This window comes from Sphingobium sp. PNB (genome assembly GCF_019873065.1).
Taxonomy (GTDB): domain Bacteria; phylum Pseudomonadota; class Alphaproteobacteria; order Sphingomonadales; family Sphingomonadaceae; genus Sphingobium; species Sphingobium fuliginis.
The window spans coordinates 52,709-67,911 of record NZ_JAINEZ010000020.1 but is presented as its reverse complement, the minus strand read 5'-3'; the positions used below and the strand labels follow the sequence as shown (position 1 = coordinate 67,911).

General features: G+C 63.1%; 18 protein-coding genes. 6 read left to right on the top strand and 12 right to left on the bottom strand.

Translation table 11 applies throughout. The features are described from left to right. The coding region (locus K7W03_RS09465; protein WP_226869984.1) for an ecdysteroid 22-kinase family protein at window positions 1-1,079 on the top strand (1,079 nt) is incomplete at its 5' end. 81 nt (window positions 1,080-1,160) lie between these two features. On the opposite strand, the gene K7W03_RS09460 is transcribed toward K7W03_RS09465, so the two are convergent. Beyond that, window positions 1,161-2,375, bottom strand: a complete 1,215-nt coding sequence (locus tag K7W03_RS09460) for an aromatic ring-hydroxylating oxygenase subunit alpha (protein WP_222886160.1) — start codon at window positions 2,373-2,375, stop codon at window positions 1,161-1,163. Window positions 2,376-2,518: 143 nt separating this feature from the next. On the opposite strand from K7W03_RS09460, the gene K7W03_RS09455 reads away from it, so the two are divergent. Beyond that, window positions 2,519-3,613: a phosphotransferase gene (locus tag K7W03_RS09455; RefSeq protein WP_066563072.1), complete on the top strand. Its 1,095-nt coding sequence runs from the start codon at window positions 2,519-2,521 to the stop codon at window positions 3,611-3,613. A 15-nt stretch (window positions 3,614-3,628) separates the two neighbouring features. Here the strand turns inward: K7W03_RS09455 and K7W03_RS09450 are convergent, their stop codons facing one another. The 3 genes from K7W03_RS09450 to K7W03_RS09440 are packed head-to-tail and all read right to left on the bottom strand — an operon-like array spanning window position 3,629 to window position 5,725. Beyond that, complete coding sequence (locus K7W03_RS09450) at window positions 3,629-4,456, bottom strand: SDR family NAD(P)-dependent oxidoreductase (RefSeq protein ID WP_222886159.1); 828 nt, start codon at window positions 4,454-4,456, stop codon at window positions 3,629-3,631. Window positions 4,457-4,515: 59 nt separating this feature from the next. After that, window positions 4,516-4,896, bottom strand: a complete 381-nt coding sequence (locus K7W03_RS09445) for a VOC family protein (protein ID WP_066563076.1) — start codon at window positions 4,894-4,896, stop codon at window positions 4,516-4,518. A gap of 16 nt (window positions 4,897-4,912) precedes the next feature. Then, on the bottom strand, window positions 4,913-5,725 hold the full coding sequence (locus K7W03_RS09440; protein ID WP_226869983.1) for an SDR family NAD(P)-dependent oxidoreductase: 813 nt from the start codon (window positions 5,723-5,725) through the stop codon (window positions 4,913-4,915). 159 nt (window positions 5,726-5,884) lie between these two features. Here K7W03_RS09440 and K7W03_RS09435 point away from each other — a divergent pair, with 159 nt between their 5' ends. Further along, window positions 5,885-6,517 carry a glutathione S-transferase family protein gene (locus tag K7W03_RS09435; protein ID WP_222886158.1) on the top strand — a complete coding sequence of 211 codons (633 nt, stop codon included), beginning with the start codon at window positions 5,885-5,887 and terminating at the stop codon, window positions 6,515-6,517. A 4-nt stretch (window positions 6,518-6,521) separates the two neighbouring features. Here K7W03_RS09435 and K7W03_RS09430 read toward each other — a convergent pair whose 3' ends face one another. From K7W03_RS09430 to K7W03_RS09415, 4 genes are all read right to left on the bottom strand, one after another. Next, entirely contained in the window at window positions 6,522-7,304 is a 783-nt protein-coding gene (locus K7W03_RS09430; protein ID WP_066563090.1) for a hypothetical protein, read from the bottom strand. Window positions 7,305-7,338: 34 nt separating this feature from the next. Continuing rightward, window positions 7,339-8,181 carry an SDR family NAD(P)-dependent oxidoreductase gene (locus K7W03_RS09425; protein WP_222886157.1) on the bottom strand — a complete coding sequence of 281 codons (843 nt, stop codon included), beginning with the start codon at window positions 8,179-8,181 and terminating at the stop codon, window positions 7,339-7,341. Between the two features lie 81 nt (window positions 8,182-8,262). Then, complete coding sequence (locus tag K7W03_RS09420) at window positions 8,263-9,636, bottom strand: phosphotransferase (RefSeq protein ID WP_222886156.1); 1,374 nt, start codon at window positions 9,634-9,636, stop codon at window positions 8,263-8,265. Further along, window positions 9,633-10,025: a nuclear transport factor 2 family protein gene (locus tag K7W03_RS09415; RefSeq protein ID WP_222886155.1), complete on the bottom strand. Its 393-nt coding sequence runs from the start codon at window positions 10,023-10,025 to the stop codon at window positions 9,633-9,635. The genes K7W03_RS09420 and K7W03_RS09415 overlap by 4 nt, the downstream gene beginning before the upstream one ends. Window positions 10,026-10,195: 170 nt before the next feature. On the opposite strand from K7W03_RS09415, the gene K7W03_RS09410 reads away from it, so the two are divergent. Genes K7W03_RS09410 through K7W03_RS09400 form a run of 3 tightly spaced genes read left to right on the top strand, consistent with a single transcriptional unit; the run spans window position 10,196 to window position 11,748 of the window. After that, entirely contained in the window at window positions 10,196-10,897 is a 702-nt protein-coding gene (locus tag K7W03_RS09410; protein WP_222886154.1) for a hypothetical protein, read from the top strand. Beyond that, window positions 10,897-11,478, top strand: a complete 582-nt coding sequence (locus K7W03_RS09405; RefSeq protein WP_222886153.1) for a cytochrome c oxidase subunit 3 — start codon at window positions 10,897-10,899, stop codon at window positions 11,476-11,478. Before K7W03_RS09410 ends, K7W03_RS09405 begins: the two co-directional genes overlap by 1 nt. A gap of 12 nt (window positions 11,479-11,490) precedes the next feature. Then, window positions 11,491-11,748 carry a cytochrome C oxidase subunit IV family protein gene (locus tag K7W03_RS09400; protein ID WP_222886152.1) on the top strand — a complete coding sequence of 86 codons (258 nt, stop codon included), beginning with the start codon at window positions 11,491-11,493 and terminating at the stop codon, window positions 11,746-11,748. 26 nt (window positions 11,749-11,774) lie between these two features. Here K7W03_RS09400 and K7W03_RS09395 read toward each other — a convergent pair whose 3' ends face one another. The 4 genes from K7W03_RS09395 to K7W03_RS09380 all read right to left on the bottom strand — a co-directional run bounded on the left by K7W03_RS09395 (window position 11,775) and on the right by K7W03_RS09380 (window position 15,202). Further along, the gene (locus K7W03_RS09395) at window positions 11,775-12,215 is read right to left on the bottom strand and encodes a nuclear transport factor 2 family protein (protein WP_222886151.1); all 441 of its coding nucleotides are present in this window, start codon (window positions 12,213-12,215) and stop codon (window positions 11,775-11,777) included. 41 nt (window positions 12,216-12,256) lie between these two features. Next, the gene (locus K7W03_RS09390) at window positions 12,257-13,063 is read right to left on the bottom strand and encodes an SDR family NAD(P)-dependent oxidoreductase (protein ID WP_222886150.1); all 807 of its coding nucleotides are present in this window, start codon (window positions 13,061-13,063) and stop codon (window positions 12,257-12,259) included. A 71-nt stretch (window positions 13,064-13,134) separates the two neighbouring features. Continuing rightward, complete coding sequence (locus K7W03_RS09385; protein WP_222886149.1) at window positions 13,135-14,187, bottom strand: class I SAM-dependent methyltransferase; 1,053 nt, start codon at window positions 14,185-14,187, stop codon at window positions 13,135-13,137. After that, window positions 14,180-15,202, bottom strand: a complete 1,023-nt coding sequence (locus tag K7W03_RS09380) for an LLM class flavin-dependent oxidoreductase (RefSeq protein ID WP_222886148.1) — start codon at window positions 15,200-15,202, stop codon at window positions 14,180-14,182. The genes K7W03_RS09385 and K7W03_RS09380 overlap by 8 nt, the downstream gene beginning before the upstream one ends. Between the last annotated feature and the right edge of the window lies 1 nt (window position 15,203).

Here is a 15,203-nt window from a genome sequence, read left to right as displayed (position 1 = left end):
GCGCCGCCGCCCTGCCCCGCGGCCGGTTCACGCCGGACGCCGCGTGGCTGGGATCGTTGCTGGCCAACAAATATCCGGGAGTCGTCGCGCAATCGATGGAGGTCGTGCAACTGTTCGACAGCCACACCACGAAATTGCGCGTTGCCGTGGACTGGAACGAGGCCGGGCAGGCCGCCGGATTGCCGCGCAATCTGTGCATCAAGTCGAACTGGTCGGGCATGTTCGATGATGTCGACATCCATGCGCTTGAAGCGCGCTTCTATCATTTCCTGACGGACAAACTCACCGCCAACACGGCCAGCTGCTATTATGCCGACTGGGATGACGACGGGTCGGCGCAGGGCGTCATCGTGCTGGAGGATCTCACCGATCGGGGCGGGAAGTTCGGCCATTCGACCCAGCATGCCGGTGTCGAAGGGGTCGCGACCGCGCTGGCGGATCTAGCAAAATTGCATGCGGGTCTGTGGGACAGCCCATTGATCACCCCTCAAGCGGCGCCCTGGCTGCCGACATCCATGGCGGTTCCGGTCGATTATAATCAGGTTCGCATCATGTGGCACTGGATCGGCGAGAATCTGAAAGACCCCAATTTCCGCGCCATCGCGCCCAGACATTATCTGGACGACGCAAGCCGGGTCGAGCGCGCCTATGACCGGCTGGTGGAATTCGAACGCGCCTTCGATGCCCCCTATTGCATCATCCTGGGCGACTGCCATCAGGGCAACACCTATATCCTGCCCAATGGCGAGCGCATGTGGGTCGACTGGCAATTGGGCCGGCGCGGGCGGCCATGGCGCGACCTCACCTATTTCACCGTCGGATCGCTGACGATCGAGGAGCGCCGCCAAAATCATCGCGACCTGATCGCCCATTATCGCGACTGCCTGATCAGGGAAGGCGCGACCAACGTCATCGATCTCGACACCATCTGGAATGAACAGGTACCGCGCTGGGTGATGTACGGTATTCAGGCCTGGGTGGCGAACATGGACCATTGGGGCCAGAACGGCCTGCCGATGAACGAGCGGTTCTTCGCCGCGGGCGAGGATCTGGGCAGCTGGAAACTGCTGGGCGAATGACGGTCATGGCCCCCTGCCGCGCACGGGTCGCGGCTGGGGGCCATCGATTTTAACGCCGCAGCTCTGCCTCGACCGGCGCGATCATGCGCTGCGCGGCGCCATGAAGGACGCGATGCGCGGCTGGACACGCAAGTCGGCGGGCACCCGGTCCGGCCCGATGCGCCGATCGATTTCTTCCTCGAACCAGTAAAGCGCGCGCTCCTGATAGCCCGCCCAGATTGACGGGATCGTCCCGTTCCTCAGCGATTGCTGGATATTTTCGAACAGGCACATATCTTCGGACAGGATATGTTCGGTCGCCTCGCGCATGCCCTGCCAATAAAGCCTGTCATCCTCACTCTCGGTTGTCCACCCCATCTGACGCACTTCCATGATCGACCGATCGGAACCCACCGGCCAGAAGCATTGCAGGTTGAACCCCACCGGATCGAGCGAGAAAAACGTGTTGGGGAAGGTCGGCAGCGCAACCGTATTTTCCAGAAAAACCGGCGCGATGTCGTCCGGTTTGATCGGCGGGGTCTTGAACAGCGACTCCCCGCCCTTTTTGCGCGTGCCGAACCGCATATGACCGCCTTCATAGAGGGCAATCACGAAACTGCGGGAATCCAGATGCGGTGCCAGTGTTTTAGGATGAACCGTATTGACGTGATAGATCTCAAGGAAATTATGATAGGCGATTTTCCAGTTGCACGCCATTTCGATGAAAAAATGATCCTTCACTACCATTCGATCCAGCGGATATCCTTCGGTCAGCGCGACGAATTCACCCAGAAACTCCTGTAACGGTTCCGCATCGTCATCGAAATTGATGAAGATGAAACCGCGATAGGTGTCGCATCGCACTTCGATCAGGCCGTTCTCCGCCTTGTTGAGACAGGCGAAATCATGCTGGCTTGGCACCGATTTGAGTGTTCCTTCCAGATCGTAACCCCAGGCATGATAGGGGCAGATAAAGCGCATGGCCCGCCCCTGCGGTTCGAGCAGAAGCGGCGACCCCCGGTGACGGCAGGCATTATGGAACGCCCGTATCCGGCCATCCTTGCCGTGCGAGAGAATGACCGAGCGGTCCAGATGCTGGAACAGACGATAGGAACCCGGCTCCGGCAGGTCGGACGCAATGCCGGCCAGCAGCCAGGTCCGATTCCAAAGCCCGTCTTTTTCCAGCGCCTCGAAACGCGGGTCGGTGTACCGGCCGGCGGGAATCGGGGGAAGGGCCGGAAAATCGCTGGGATGCTCGGATCGCTTCAACTGCTCGTCCATCGTCCGGTTGAGCAGTTCCAACGCAGCTTCACGCATAGCTCTCTCCTGTACCAAAAGCCCCCAGGCTCCGTTTCGGTCAGACTGGCCACGTCGTCGATCAAGGAACCTGCAATTGGATAGGGTCGCTGTTGTCACGCCCTCGGCAAGCTGAACCGCCCTCTGTTCCGATGAGTATCCTTATGGCCTTGAAACATCCCACATCCACGGACGGGATCACCGTCGATTATATCAACCAGCTGCTGGCCACGACCGTAGCGGGCGCAACCGCCGTCGGCCTGCGCATCATCGATGCCAAGACCTATGGCGAGCAGATGGTGTCGACCGCCGGGCGCGTGTCGATCGAGGTCGATTATACCGATGACACACCCCCTGACCTGCCCAACCGCCTGGTGCTCAAGCTGACCCGGGCGGTCGATGAGATCATGGCGCCCTTCTACGCCAATGAAGTGGCCTTCTACCGGGGAATCCGGCCGGAACTCGCGATGGAAGCGCCGCGCTGTTTCGGTGGCGACTTCAATCCGTCCACCACGCATTTCGGCCTGTTGCTCGAAGAGCTGAGCGTGCGGGGCGCGACCTTCCCGAATACGACCGTGCGGACCGGGCCGGATGATGTGCGCTCCCTGCTGGATCAACTGGCCCGGCTGCACGCCCGCTTCTGGGAGTCGCCCCGCTTCAGCGCGGATCTGGCCTGGGTCGAAACGCATGTCGAAGGCGCGGTCGCAACGATGATGAATGAACTGGCGCCCGCCTATATCGCGCATGAGGTCGAGACCGAAAATTTCAAACGGGAGATGGTGCAGCGGCTGCGCACGACGCCGGACCGGCTGCTTGCCGGCGTGCAGGCGGTCCAGCGGCATCAATCGACCCTGCCCCAGACGCTGCTGCATGGCGACACTCATCTCGGCAACAGCTACCGCCTGCCCGACGGAACAGCGGGCCTGCTCGACTGGCAGCTCATGGTGCGCGGTTACGCGATGCACGACGTCAACTATATCGTGACCACCGGCCTTTCCATCGCGGACCGGCGGGCGCATGAGCGCGATCTTCTGGGCTATTATCTGGACCGCCTGGGACAGGAAGGCGTGGCGCGCCCTCCCGCCTTCGACAGTGCCTGGGAAGAATATCGGCGGACCCTGATATGGGGCGTCTATATCGGCTGGCTGACGACGCCCGTCGTCAATTATGGCTGGGAGATCAACGTCATGAATCATCTGCGGCTGACCACCGCCTATGAAGATCTCGAAACCGCGAAGCTTGTCGACGCGCTGCTATGACGGCGCGCTGGTCGGCTACAACTGATTGCTCCCCGATGCCTCGAACAGGCGTTGGAAATCGACCATTGTGGGCTGATGCGCGGTAAAGCCGCCGTCCACCGGGATCATCGCGCCGTTGATGAAGCGGGACTCGTCCGAGGCCAGAAAGGCAACGACATGGGCGATATCGCGAGGGCTGCCGAGGTCGGGATTGAGATGATGGTCGCGCAGTACGTCCTTGACCGCCTGCGGTGTGGTTTCGACGGCCGTATCACTGAGGACGAAGCCGATGGCGATCACATTGGACCGGATTCCCTGCTTGCCATATTGGGTCGCGAGAAAGCGGCTGAGATTAATAAGCGCCGCCTTGGACGCGCCATAGGCCGTCAGCGTCATTTCACCCAGCAGGCCGAAACCGGATGCGGAATGGATGAGCGACCCGCCGCCGCCCGCGATCATGGCCGGCAGCGCATGTTTGCACAGCAGCATAGGCCCCCGCGCATTGACGGCAAAGGCCTTGTCCCAGGCGCCGGTGTCGAGATGGACGACATCGCGGTCGAGGGCGCGCTGCTCGATCGTCTGATAGGCGGCATTATTGTGGATGATGTCGATCCGCCCGTGCCGGCCAGCGATCCGCGCGACCGCAGCGCAGACGCTGTCCTCATCGGTCAGGTCGAACGTCTCCGCCTCGGCACGGAGACCCTTGCCGCGCAGCGAATCCGCCGCCGCCTCCACCCGATCTGCCAATATGTCCGCCAGAATCACGGTCGCGCCGCGCTCCGACAGCACTGTCGCCACCTCCCGTCCGATGCCCTGCGCCGCGCCCGTCACGATCGCCACGCGCCGCTCCAATGATCCCACCATTCCATATCCTCCTGTTTCCCTGATGAGCGCCGGGCGCCCGACTATCGATAGCTGTGCGCCTATGGCGGGTCGAAGCAGTAGGCGCAGATCTTGTTGTCATCGGGGTCCAGCAGATAGGCGCCATAGGCATGGGGCACCGCTCCGCGCGGACCGGGCGGCCCGGCATCCTTGCCGCCCGCGGCCAGACCCGCGCGATGAAAATGATCGACCGCGCGGCGATCCGGCGCCTTCAATCCCAAAGTCGCACCGTTGGCGCATGTCGCCCGACCGTGGAGCGGGCGCAGGATAAGCAATTCGGGCACCCGTCTCCCATAGCCGATGCCCTGATCCAGAAACGGGCCAAGATTGACGATCCCCAACGGCGCAAGCACCGCATCGTAGAAACGGGCGGACCGTCCCAGATCGTTGCTGCCAAGGCAGACATGCGTGAATATGCCCATCCCGCCCTCTTTCCGGTCAGTGCGCCCGGTTCATGCTTTCCAGCATATCTGCGACATAGGGCGTGTGGTTAACGATACCGCCGTCTACCCCGATCACCTGCCCGGTGATGAAGGCCGCGCCATCCGATGCCAGGAACAGCACCGCGCCGGCAATATCCTCCGGCACGCTCTCGCGCGGCAGAAGGACATGCCGCTGGACCATGGCGATCTGATCGGCGGTCATCATCTCCCGGGCAAGGGGGGAGAGCACGAGGCCCGGCGCGACCGCATTGACCCGGATATTGAACCGGCCGAACTGCACGGCGGCATTGCGGGTCAGGGCGTTCACAGCCGCCTTGGACGCGGAATAGGAAGGATTGTTGATGTCGCCGGTCAATGCCACACCCGTCGAAGTGTTGATGATGGAACCGCCGCCGCCTGAAATCATGTGCGGAGCGACCGCCTTGATCATCAGCATCGTGCCCCTGGCATTGATGTGGAAGGCGCGATCCCAGGTCGCGGCATCGAGATCGAGAAGCGAGCCATCTGCCGCCATCTGCTCCAGCCGCGTATCGGCGGCATTGTTGTGAAGGATGTCGATGCGCTGGTGCTGCCGCATCACATCTTCGACCAGCGCCGTGATACTGTCCTCTTGCGCAAGATCGAGGAACATCCCCGTCGCCTGTCCGCCCGAAGCCTGGATAGATCGGGCGACGACCTCTGCCCGCTCGACCGCGATATCCGCCAGGATAACTGCCGCGCCGGCCTTTGCCAGGGCTCGTGCGCAGGCTTCCCCGATATTGGCGCCCGATCCGGTGACGATAGCGACGCGTCCCGATAAATCCGTCATGGGCATCTTCTCTCCTGTCTCTCATGGATGCGGGACCGCTGGGCTTCCGCCGCAGCGGGACGCTGCCACGGCGGACGCTCCGCGATACCTAGATAAAGATAGGTTTGGCGGAATTGATAAGCGGCGCATCTATGGCGCCCCTCAAGCGGAGAGCCCTTCATGAGCATCACCATCTTTCAACTTAACAGGTCCCGCTCCGAACGCGCGGTTTGGCTGATGGAGGAAGTGGAGTGGCCCTATGACATCCGCTTCTATGCGCGGCTGGAAACGCTCGCGGCGGAGCCCGCCTATAAGGCATTGCATCCGCTGGGTTCTTCACCCGTGATCGAGGCCGATGGGCGTCGGATCGCCGAGAGCGGGGCGGTCATGGAATATCTCGCCACGACGCAAGGGAAGGGCACGCTCCGCGCCAATCCCGGCGATCCGGACTATGCTGATTATCTTTTCTGGTTCCATTTCGCCGAATCATCCCTGATGCCGGCGCTGGTGACCGAGATCATGGCCGAACGCGCAGGCATCGCGCAGGATCACCCCTCCCGTGTCGCGGGACGGACCCATGCGGCGCGCCTGCTGACACTTGTCGACGACCGGCTTTCGCATAAACCATATATGGCGGGCGACCGGTTCACGGCAGCCGACATCATGATGACTTTTCCTTTCACTACCACGCGGCTGTTCATGTCCGTCGACGTGGAGGGACATCCGAACATCGCCGCCTATGTCGAGCGGATGGCGGCGCGCCCGGCCTATCGCCGGATGCGCACCATCGTCGATCGCCCCCCGACCGCCTGACGGATCAGCTCATCGCCAGCTTTTCCGTGCCGCCGGTGCGTACCCGGTCGCCCATTTGCGCCCGGGCGCGTTCTTCTTCCGCCAGGCCGACGGCGGTCGGATGCTGGACATCGTCCTTGGTGAGACGGGGTGTCGCACGGTCCCACCGCGTGATGCGTATCCCCTCGGGCCGGAGCAGGCCGCTGTTCGCCAGCAGGGCGTCCGCGCCTCTCCATGCTTGATGGGCAGCGTCCGGATCGTTGATCCTGTAGATCGCGACATAGCGATAGTCGGGCGTCATCGGGATCATCTGGCCAAAGGTGCGAAAGGTCAGGAAAGCGGCCGATTTGACGCCGGGTCGGGCGGCCGCCTCGCGAAAATAGCTTTCCGCATAGAAACGTCTGAAACGGTCATCGCTGCCCGCAAGCGGGTTGAATTCCTCCAGGATGACGCCGCCGCAATGCGCGACCTCCGGATCATTGTCCTGAAAGAGCAACGGATAATAATGAAAGTCATAGAGCAGGCTGTCATCAATGGCGTCCGACACCTGCATCCGCGATGTCAGCGCATTGTCCAGATGCTCACGACTGAAGCGAACCGGGTCGAATACGTCGTAGAAGGCGAGATACTGCCAGTCAAAGCCTTCGGGCGGACAGGGCTGCTCCACGGCGAGCCGGAAGCGCTGCGCCGTCACCGACCCCCGGAAACGCAGCGCGTCGCGAATATGGATGTTGCTGTACCAATCCTCCATATCGGCCTCCCGGCCCGGAACGGCTTTGGTCAGCACGACCAGCACGGCATCGATCATCGCTTTTGCCTTTCCTCTCCTGATTTCTGTCCTCTCAACCTTGCCGGACGGACGGCATGAAAGGCGTCGGCGCGCCCATCGTCGCCCGATAGGATAGGGGCTGCTTCCCGTCCGTATCCCGGATGCCGTAGCGCTCCCCCAGTTCCGCGCCGATCAGCGCCTGGCCCGACAGGGAGGCAAGGTCCGGGTCTTGCGCGAGCCGGTCGAGGACAAGGCCGGAAAATTCCGGCGTTTCCCAATGGGGCATGGCGGCGCGCAGGTCTTCGGGGATCATTTCGGGCGGCATGGCCTTCACCGCATCGGTGAGAATGAAGCCCGGCCAGAAGGAGACGGCGGAAACGCCATGCGGCGCAAGATCGACCGCCATGTCGGCCGTCATCTTGTCCGTCCCCGCCTTTGCCGCGCCATAGGCCGGCCCGTGAAAATAGGACACCGCGCCATAGAAGGAAATGCTGGCGATCAGGCCCCTGCCCGCCGCCACCATCATCGGCGCGGCATGATAGGCCGCGACGTAGTTGGAGCGCAGGCCGATGGTGATCATGTCCGCCAGCCTGAGCGGCTTTTCCCAGAAACCGCCCGGCGCGACCAGTTCGGGTCCGTAAACCGCGGCGGCATTGTTGACGAGCAGGTCCAGCCTGCCATCCGTCCGCTCGGCCAGTTGCGCGAACGCCCTTTCCACGGCGGCATCGTCACGGTGATCGCATACCAGCGCGATGCCCTTTCCGCCCGCCCGTTCAATCTCCTTCACGACATCGGCAAGCTGCGCCCGGTCGCGCCCGGTGACCGCCACCACATGGCCGCGTGAAGCCAGGCCTCGCGCCATGCCGCGCCCCAGCCCGCGCGTCGCGCCCGTCACCAGCACTATCTTTTCGCTCATATCCTGCTCCTGTCCTCAATATTGGCATCATCATGAAGGACAGGGGCGTGACCTGTCCGACGGCAAGGGCGCGACCGCCCTTCAGTCCGGGCGCGTCACCGGCAGGACGACATGGCGCGCCGCTTCGCCCAGCACAGTCGGCCCAAACAGTTGCAGCCGCCGCCCCTCGATCGTCGCGAGCAGAGTGATGAGCGCGGCGTCCTCCTCCGGTCCCGCTTCGATGATATGCGCTTCCAGCGCCTCGGCGGCATCGGCCCAGCGGTCGAAGCGACGGCCGAGAAGCGCGGACACATCCGCGATGTTGCGCGCCACCATATCCGTCCCATGATCGTCGGCGCGCTGCACCCATTCGATCAGTTCGGCCACCTGCGCCTTATGCGTTTCCGCCCCCTCCCCCATCACCGGAAGCGCCCCGAGCGTATCGGCCAGCTTGGCCAGCAGAGGCGCATTGTCACCCGTGCGCTGTTCCAGCGGCGGCAGTTCGGGCAGGGCATCGCCGGTCAGCCGCGACAGCGCCAGCAGGATGGAGCGGCGCAGCGCAAGATCGAACATGAGATAGACCGGATGCGGATCGCCGGGGCATGGCTTGCCGACAGTCCCGGTGAATTGCATCGTGCCGAGCAGCGAAAATTGCAGGACGTGGAAAACCACCGCGTCATGATCGACCGGCTCGCCCGTCGCTTCCTCATAATAGCGCACCAGTTCCGGCAACGGCGCGCCCAGCGGTTCATAGCTGTTGCGCATCCCCATGGTGGCGATGTCGACCAGCGGATCGCCGATCATCGAAAATTCGAAATCGTAGAGCTTGGTCATCGCGCCCTGATCGACCAGATATTGGCCCGAATCGAACTGGATGAAGCTGGCGCGCTGGCGGTGCCGCGGCACATTGCGGCGAAGCCAGCCGATGACGAATTCCAGCAACGGCTCGGGCCGGCTCTTGGTTCGCCGGTAATGCGGCATATAGGCGTCCAGTCCGACCAGCGCGATCGCCTCGGCGCCCACGGGCCGATGCACGCCGGCGGCCACGAAGGGTTCGACCGGCAGCCGGTGCATCGCGGCGACCGCCCGCATATAGACGCGGCCGATGGCGCTTTTCGTGGCGGCATCGAGCGCCGAGAAATCGCGCGTCCCTTCGATCGCCTCCATCACGATACAGGGCGGATCGGCAAGATAGCCGTAAATCTCCGGCACCGGCAGTCCTTGGCTGTGAAGCAGGGCGATGACGTCGGCCTCGCGCTTGAGGTCGGGAAAGATGGACACGTCGCCGCCCCGGTCGCCGCGCAGGTGCAGGCGGCGGATCGTCCCCTCGCTTTCGACGTCGACGAACCAGGAGGGGCGCCAGCGGACGAGGCGCTCAAGCCCGACAACCTTGCCGCCGGTCAGTTGCTCGACAAAGGCGGTGATCCGGCCGACCGCCGCATCGTCATAATCATTGAGCGGAGCGGCATTCGTCACTGCCCGCCCTCCCCCGCCGAAAAGGCTTCGGCCACGGCGCGGGTATCCATATATTCCTTGCCGGAGATGATCTGCCCGTCTCGGATGATCAGCAGATTATGATATTCGTTGCGATAGATCCGGTCCGGAAAAACCATCTCGCCCCTGACTTCAACCGCCACCCGGTCCCCTTCAGCGGTTATCCCGACCACCTCGGCCGTGCGCTTCTGCGCACTCAGCAGTCCGCCCTTCACGCTGGCGATGAAGTCGGCCCGGCTCATGTCGCCATGGCCCAATATCCACCACTGGCAATCGGGATGCTGAAGGGCCTCGATCGTCCCGACATCGCCCTCCTCCACGGCCCGCATGTAGCGGCGGGCCACCGCCTTGTTCGCCTCAATGTCACTCATCACCCTCTCCGCTGCTCCTCTCTCGCCGCCTTTTCCGGTGGCCGTGGCAAGAATATTACCCTTGTGCAGGCGGGATCGCCGACAGGAACCCTATCCATGGGCGGGTGGCCTGAGCGCCTTCGCTTCACAATCTTCCGCCTGCACAACAAAACAGGGCAGAGGGAGGCCGCATGACGACCAAGAGCATGACGATGAAGCTATGCACCTATATGGGCGCCATTGCCGGTACGATGATGTTCGTCGGCATATGGCCGGTCGCGCACATGTTCCCGCCGCTGGCCCCGTCCATGCCCGCTGCGGAAGTGGCCGCCTATTATCGCAGCCACCAGATCGGCATATTGGCGGGCGCCATCCTGATCGCCTCCTCCTCCGTGCTGTTCTTCCCCTTTCTGGCAGCGGTCGCCACCTTCATGAAGAAGATCGAAGGCCCGGTATCGCCTTTGACCTGGGCCTTTGTGATGGTCGTGGCCTTTGGCTTCGTCACTCTATTCTTCGCCGGGCTGATCTTCACGGCGGCCGCCTATCGGCCCGACCGGCCGGACGCCGTCGTCGGTGCGCTGAGTGATATCGCCTTTCTGCTGTTCGTCATGCCGGCGGTGCCCGCCTTCGTGCAGAATCTGCTGACCGGCTTCGTCATTCTGGGCGACCGCCGCGCACGGCCCATCCTGCCACGCTGGCTCGGTTATATGAACCTGTGGACCGGCGTGCTGCTGCTGCCCGGATTGGCGATCGGCCTGTTCAAGACCGGCCCCTTTGCCTGGAACGGTGCCCTGGCTTTCTGGATGCCCGCCGTCGTGTTCGGCATCTGGTTCAACCTGATGATCTTCGCCATGCTCGGCGCGATCAAGCGCGACGCGCTGGGCGGCGAATAATGGCTGCTTCGCAAGCCGCCGCTTCGCCTCCGCGCGGCCATGTGCCGGGAGAGGAAGGCGTATGGGTGTTCATCGGCGGCGATCTTGTCGTCTTTGCCGTCTTCTTCATCACCTATGCGCTCGCCCGGCAGCAGGAACTGGCGCTGTTCGAAAGCTCGCAGGCGCTGCTCGACCGGAGCCTTGGCCTTCTCAACACGCTTTTGCTGCTGACCAGCAGTCTCCTTGTCGCACAGGCCGTCGCGGCGGTTCGCCGGGACGACGACAAGGCGCGACCGCTGCTGCTGGGCGCGATCCTGCTCGGCAGCGGCTTCGTCATCGTCAAGGCGTTCGAATATTCAGCGAAGATCGCACAGGGCTTCACGCTCAACAGCAACAGTTTTTCGATCTATTATTATATGTTTACCGGCATCCATCTGGTGCATGTGCTGATCGGATTGGGGGTGCTGTGCTTTACCCTGTCGCGCTTCGACCGGACCGGCCGGATGCAGGGCGGCGTCGCCCTGATCGAGGGGAGCGGTGCCTTCTGGCATCTGGTGGACCTGCTCTGGATCATCCTCTTCGCCCTGCTCTATCTGCTTTAGGGAATCCGTTTCATGGCCATGATCTGGCGTAGCCGCATCACACTGGTCTGGGCGACGTTGATCGCCGCGACCTTTCTGTCGTTCGAGACGATGGCATTGGGCAACGCCTTTCTGCTTCGTTCCGTGATCCTCGTCATCGCCTTCACGAAGGTTCTGCTCGTCGGGCGCGAGTTCATGGAGTTGCGGCACGCGCCGCACTGGCTGCTCTGGGGATTTCAGGCTTGGGCGGTCCTGACCTGCGCGGTCCTGATCGCCCTGTTCCATGCCTGACGCGAGATTGCAGCGGGGAGACGCAATCAGGCCGGCACTTCCGTCCCGCCTGCCGCGGCTTCGTCTATGCCCATCTTGCGCGTAAGGTCCGCCATATCGAGATATTCGCGCCAGCGTGAAATCAGCCCGGCACCGTCAAACTCATAGATGGCGACCATCTGATGCGGACAGGGCCGTCCCATGATGATGGCGGTATCGGACCTCTCCTGCATCACCATCCGATCGCTGGAGAGGATGTTCACCTCGTTGCATTTATTGTTGGTGGCGAAGGCCATTTGCCGCTCAATCTCTGCGCGCAACGCCGCCTTGCCCTTCACGACGGGACCGCCGGGAACCCAGAGCTGCCATTCGGCATCCTCCGCCATCATCGACAGGATCTTCTCGACGTCCGGTCTGCTGGCATCGCTGCCGTCGCCCCAGGCATCGCAAAATTCCCGTACCTTCTGTTCCAGTTCGACGCCCATCATCCTCTCCTCTTCTGTTTTCCTCAAATCTGGGATTGCTGCATTCAGCCTCGGGAAAGCGCCCGCGTCACGCTGATGAACGGCACGGTGCAGCTCTGACCGCCATCGACAGGATACAGCATGCCGTTGACGTAGCGGGACTCGTCGGACGCAAGGAAAAGCGCCATGGCCGCAATGTCTTCCGGCTCGCCGATAAAGGGGGTGTTGAGTACCTCCAGAAACAGTCGGTCCATTTCCGGCGTGGACCATTGCAGTTTGGCGGGCGTCTGCGTCGGACCGGGAAGGATCGCATTGCTGCGGATGCCCTGTTTGCCATAGGTGGCGGCGATCGCCTGCACGAACCAGTTGAGTGCGGCTTTGGACGATCCATAGCTGTAGGCGGTAATATCCCCACCCATGGAACTGCCGGACGAGGTGGAGATGATCGACCCCACCCCGCGCTCCAGCATGTGCGGAATGACGAGCTTGCTCGCCAGAACCGCGCCCAATACGTTGACCCGCACATTGGCAAGGAAGATGTCGGGGTCGAAAGCCAGGAAATCCATGTCACGCATGGCGTGGTCCTGATTGACATAAAGGGCATTGTTGAAGAGCACGTCGATGCGGCCGAAGTCCGCGACGGTCTGGCCGATCATATGTTCCAGATCGGCCTGTTCGCTGACGTCAACGGTCATCGCGCGCGCCAATCCGCCGGCGTCGACAATGGCCTGCGCGGTCGCCTCAGACGCTTCGGCACGAATGTCCGCGACGATCACCGTCGCGCCTTCCCGTGCGAACATCAACGCGCTGGCTCGTCCGATGCCGCTCCCGCTTCCGGTGATGATGCAAATCTTTTCTGCAAGGCGGGCCATGCTGCTTCCTCTCCCTTTTGGTTCATTGCCGATGCCGCGGACCGGGCGCCCCGCTCAGCGGAGATCGCGTTTCAAGCCGGCTTCCTGATGGACAGGATCAGGATGAAGGCACGGCTACGCTGCGGATCTGCCTCGACCCGATCCGCCACACGCTGCACCAGACTGGCCAGCAACGCTGCCTGATCGCGGGACGCATCGACGCGTGCAAGGAAGTTGGGGCCGTTGGCCGCGCCCATCATGGCCGCCCACTGCCGCCCCAGTTCGGCCGCATCGCCGGTCTGTTGATAGCCCTCCCAATAGGGATCGGGGGACGGGATCGCGGCCAGATGCTCCAGCACCAGATCGGGCACCAGCCCGGCATCGAAAGGCGCCCTCACCTGATCCAGCGAGCGGCCCGCCGAGGGCGCTGTCATCTTCAGCGTTTCGTCGGCGCTGAGCAGTCCTTCGCCTTCCATGTCGACGATCGATTGCCAGAAATTCCCGGCCATCCATTCGAATCCGTGGCTGTCGGGTCCCCGGCCCATGAACTGGCAGATCAGGCGCCCCCCCGGCCGCAACTCGATGGCGCGCGCCTTCAGGAAGGAAAGCCAGTCCTCCGCCAGCACCGCGTCGACGGCGGCACGCGCCTGCGCGGACCGGCTGAAGATCGCCCAGCCATGATCCGCGACGTCGACCGGATTGCGGCTCATCCAGTGCAGCGCATTGGAAGACCAACTCAGATCCACGCTGCCGGGTGGCAGAATCGCATCGAAATAGGATCGGCCTATGGCGGAAGGAAAGACGCCCTGCCGGCCGTTAAGATAGCTGGCCGGGTCCTGATCCAGCAAGCCGAACAGCGACGTGAAATCGTTGGAGGGCAGGTCCGTATGCACGATCTGAACCGGCCGCTGCGCATTTTTCGCACGAACCAGATCGATGGCCGTCGCCATCGGCGCCATCGAATTACGTCCCTGCGATGCGCCATAGTCGACAATAGTGACAGGACCGGCGGAGGCATCGCCAATGGCCCGCGCCGCCTCCTCCAGCAGGGGGAGCGCGGATTGCAGATTGGCCTGTTGCAGGCCCGAATGCCGGTTGTAAAGCCCGCCCCCCGCCATGGCCGCGACAGCGGTGGAATCAGCCATAAAATGTCTCCGCTATACGCTGCGTGTAGATCGCGCTTTTTTCGGGCGACAGGCCATAATGAGGGATGACCGGCGTAATCGCGTCGGCCAGCGCGGCGCGCCGCGCAACCCGGACCCGCACTTCATCGGCCGTTCCGACCACGGCGATGCTTTCCACCATGGCGTCGGTGCAGGCAGCCGCCATCCCCGCCATGTCCCCCTGCGCGAAGGCGGCCTGAATCGCCGATGCCTCGCGGCCGAAACCGATTTCCTCGAAATAGCGCAGATATTGGGGCGACTGGCTGTAATAAGCCACAGTCCCCCGGCAATCCTCGATCGCCTCTCGCCTGTCGTCAGAAATCGCCGTGAATATCGAAATGTTGAGCGAGAAGTCCTTGCGCGCCCGGCCGGCCCGATCCAGCCCAGCCTTCATATGGGCGGCCACTTCCCGCTCAATCCAGGCATCGTTCCACAGGGGGTGCCCAAGCAGCCCGTCGGCAATTTCCGCCGCCTGCGCGCAGGCCTTCTGGAACACCGCCGGCAGCACGATGGGAATGTCGCCGCGCACCGGCTTGTGCAGCAAGCGGAAGTGCGAAAGGTCGAGACGGTGATAGTCTCCCGCCAGTTCGGTCAGCTCGCCTGTATGCCCGCGGGCCACGACAGCGCGGATCATGCCCACGATCTCGCGCATATGGGCGAGCGGCTTGCCATAGGCGCTGCCGAATGATCCCTCGATCTGGCTCTGCGCGCTCGACCCCAGCCCCAGCACCATCCGGCCGTTGCTGATGAGGTCCAGGTCGATGGCGCTGCACGCGGTTTCCAGCGGACTGCGCACGAACGCCAGCGCGATGCCGGTCCCCAGCTTGATGCGCTGCGTGGCGGGCGCGACGGCGGCCAGCGTCGTGAAGGGCGCGCCGAACATTTGCGGCGCCCAGACCCCTTCCACGCCCGCCGCTTCATAACTCTGTGCCAGCGCCGACAGATTGGCCCCCGGCATCGGGACGATCTGCGCCCAGACAGCCTTGCGATCGGTCATA

Bases quoted from the DNA above. Each gene is read 5' to 3' on its own strand.
- K7W03_RS09460 (WP_222886160.1), bottom strand. From the start codon at position 2,375: ATGCGTGAAGCTGCGTTGGAACTGCTCAACCGGACGATGGACGAGCAG.
- K7W03_RS09455 (WP_066563072.1), top strand. From the start codon at position 2,519: ATGGCCTTGAAACATCCCACATCCACGGACGGGATCACCGTCGATTAT.
- K7W03_RS09450 (WP_222886159.1), bottom strand. From the start codon at position 4,456: ATGGTGGGATCATTGGAGCGGCGCGTGGCGATCGTGACGGGCGCGGCG.
- K7W03_RS09445 (WP_066563076.1), bottom strand. From the start codon at position 4,896: ATGGGCATATTCACGCATGTCTGCCTTGGCAGCAACGATCTGGGACGG.
- K7W03_RS09440 (WP_226869983.1), bottom strand. From the start codon at position 5,725: ATGACGGATTTATCGGGACGCGTCGCTATCGTCACCGGATCGGGCGCC.
- K7W03_RS09435 (WP_222886158.1), top strand. From the start codon at position 5,885: ATGAGCATCACCATCTTTCAACTTAACAGGTCCCGCTCCGAACGCGCG.
- K7W03_RS09430 (WP_066563090.1), bottom strand. From the start codon at position 7,304: ATGATCGATGCCGTGCTGGTCGTGCTGACCAAAGCCGTTCCGGGCCGG.
- K7W03_RS09425 (WP_222886157.1), bottom strand. From the start codon at position 8,181: ATGAGCGAAAAGATAGTGCTGGTGACGGGCGCGACGCGCGGGCTGGGG.
- K7W03_RS09415 (WP_222886155.1), bottom strand. From the start codon at position 10,025: ATGAGTGACATTGAGGCGAACAAGGCGGTGGCCCGCCGCTACATGCGG.
- K7W03_RS09410 (WP_222886154.1), top strand. From the start codon at position 10,196: ATGACGACCAAGAGCATGACGATGAAGCTATGCACCTATATGGGCGCC.
- K7W03_RS09405 (WP_222886153.1), top strand. From the start codon at position 10,897: ATGGCTGCTTCGCAAGCCGCCGCTTCGCCTCCGCGCGGCCATGTGCCG.
- K7W03_RS09400 (WP_222886152.1), top strand. From the start codon at position 11,491: ATGGCCATGATCTGGCGTAGCCGCATCACACTGGTCTGGGCGACGTTG.
- K7W03_RS09395 (WP_222886151.1), bottom strand. From the start codon at position 12,215: ATGATGGGCGTCGAACTGGAACAGAAGGTACGGGAATTTTGCGATGCC.
- K7W03_RS09390 (WP_222886150.1), bottom strand. From the start codon at position 13,063: ATGGCCCGCCTTGCAGAAAAGATTTGCATCATCACCGGAAGCGGGAGC.
- K7W03_RS09385 (WP_222886149.1), bottom strand. From the start codon at position 14,187: ATGGCTGATTCCACCGCTGTCGCGGCCATGGCGGGGGGCGGGCTTTAC.
- K7W03_RS09380 (WP_222886148.1), bottom strand. From the start codon at position 15,202: ATGACCGATCGCAAGGCTGTCTGGGCGCAGATCGTCCCGATGCCGGGG.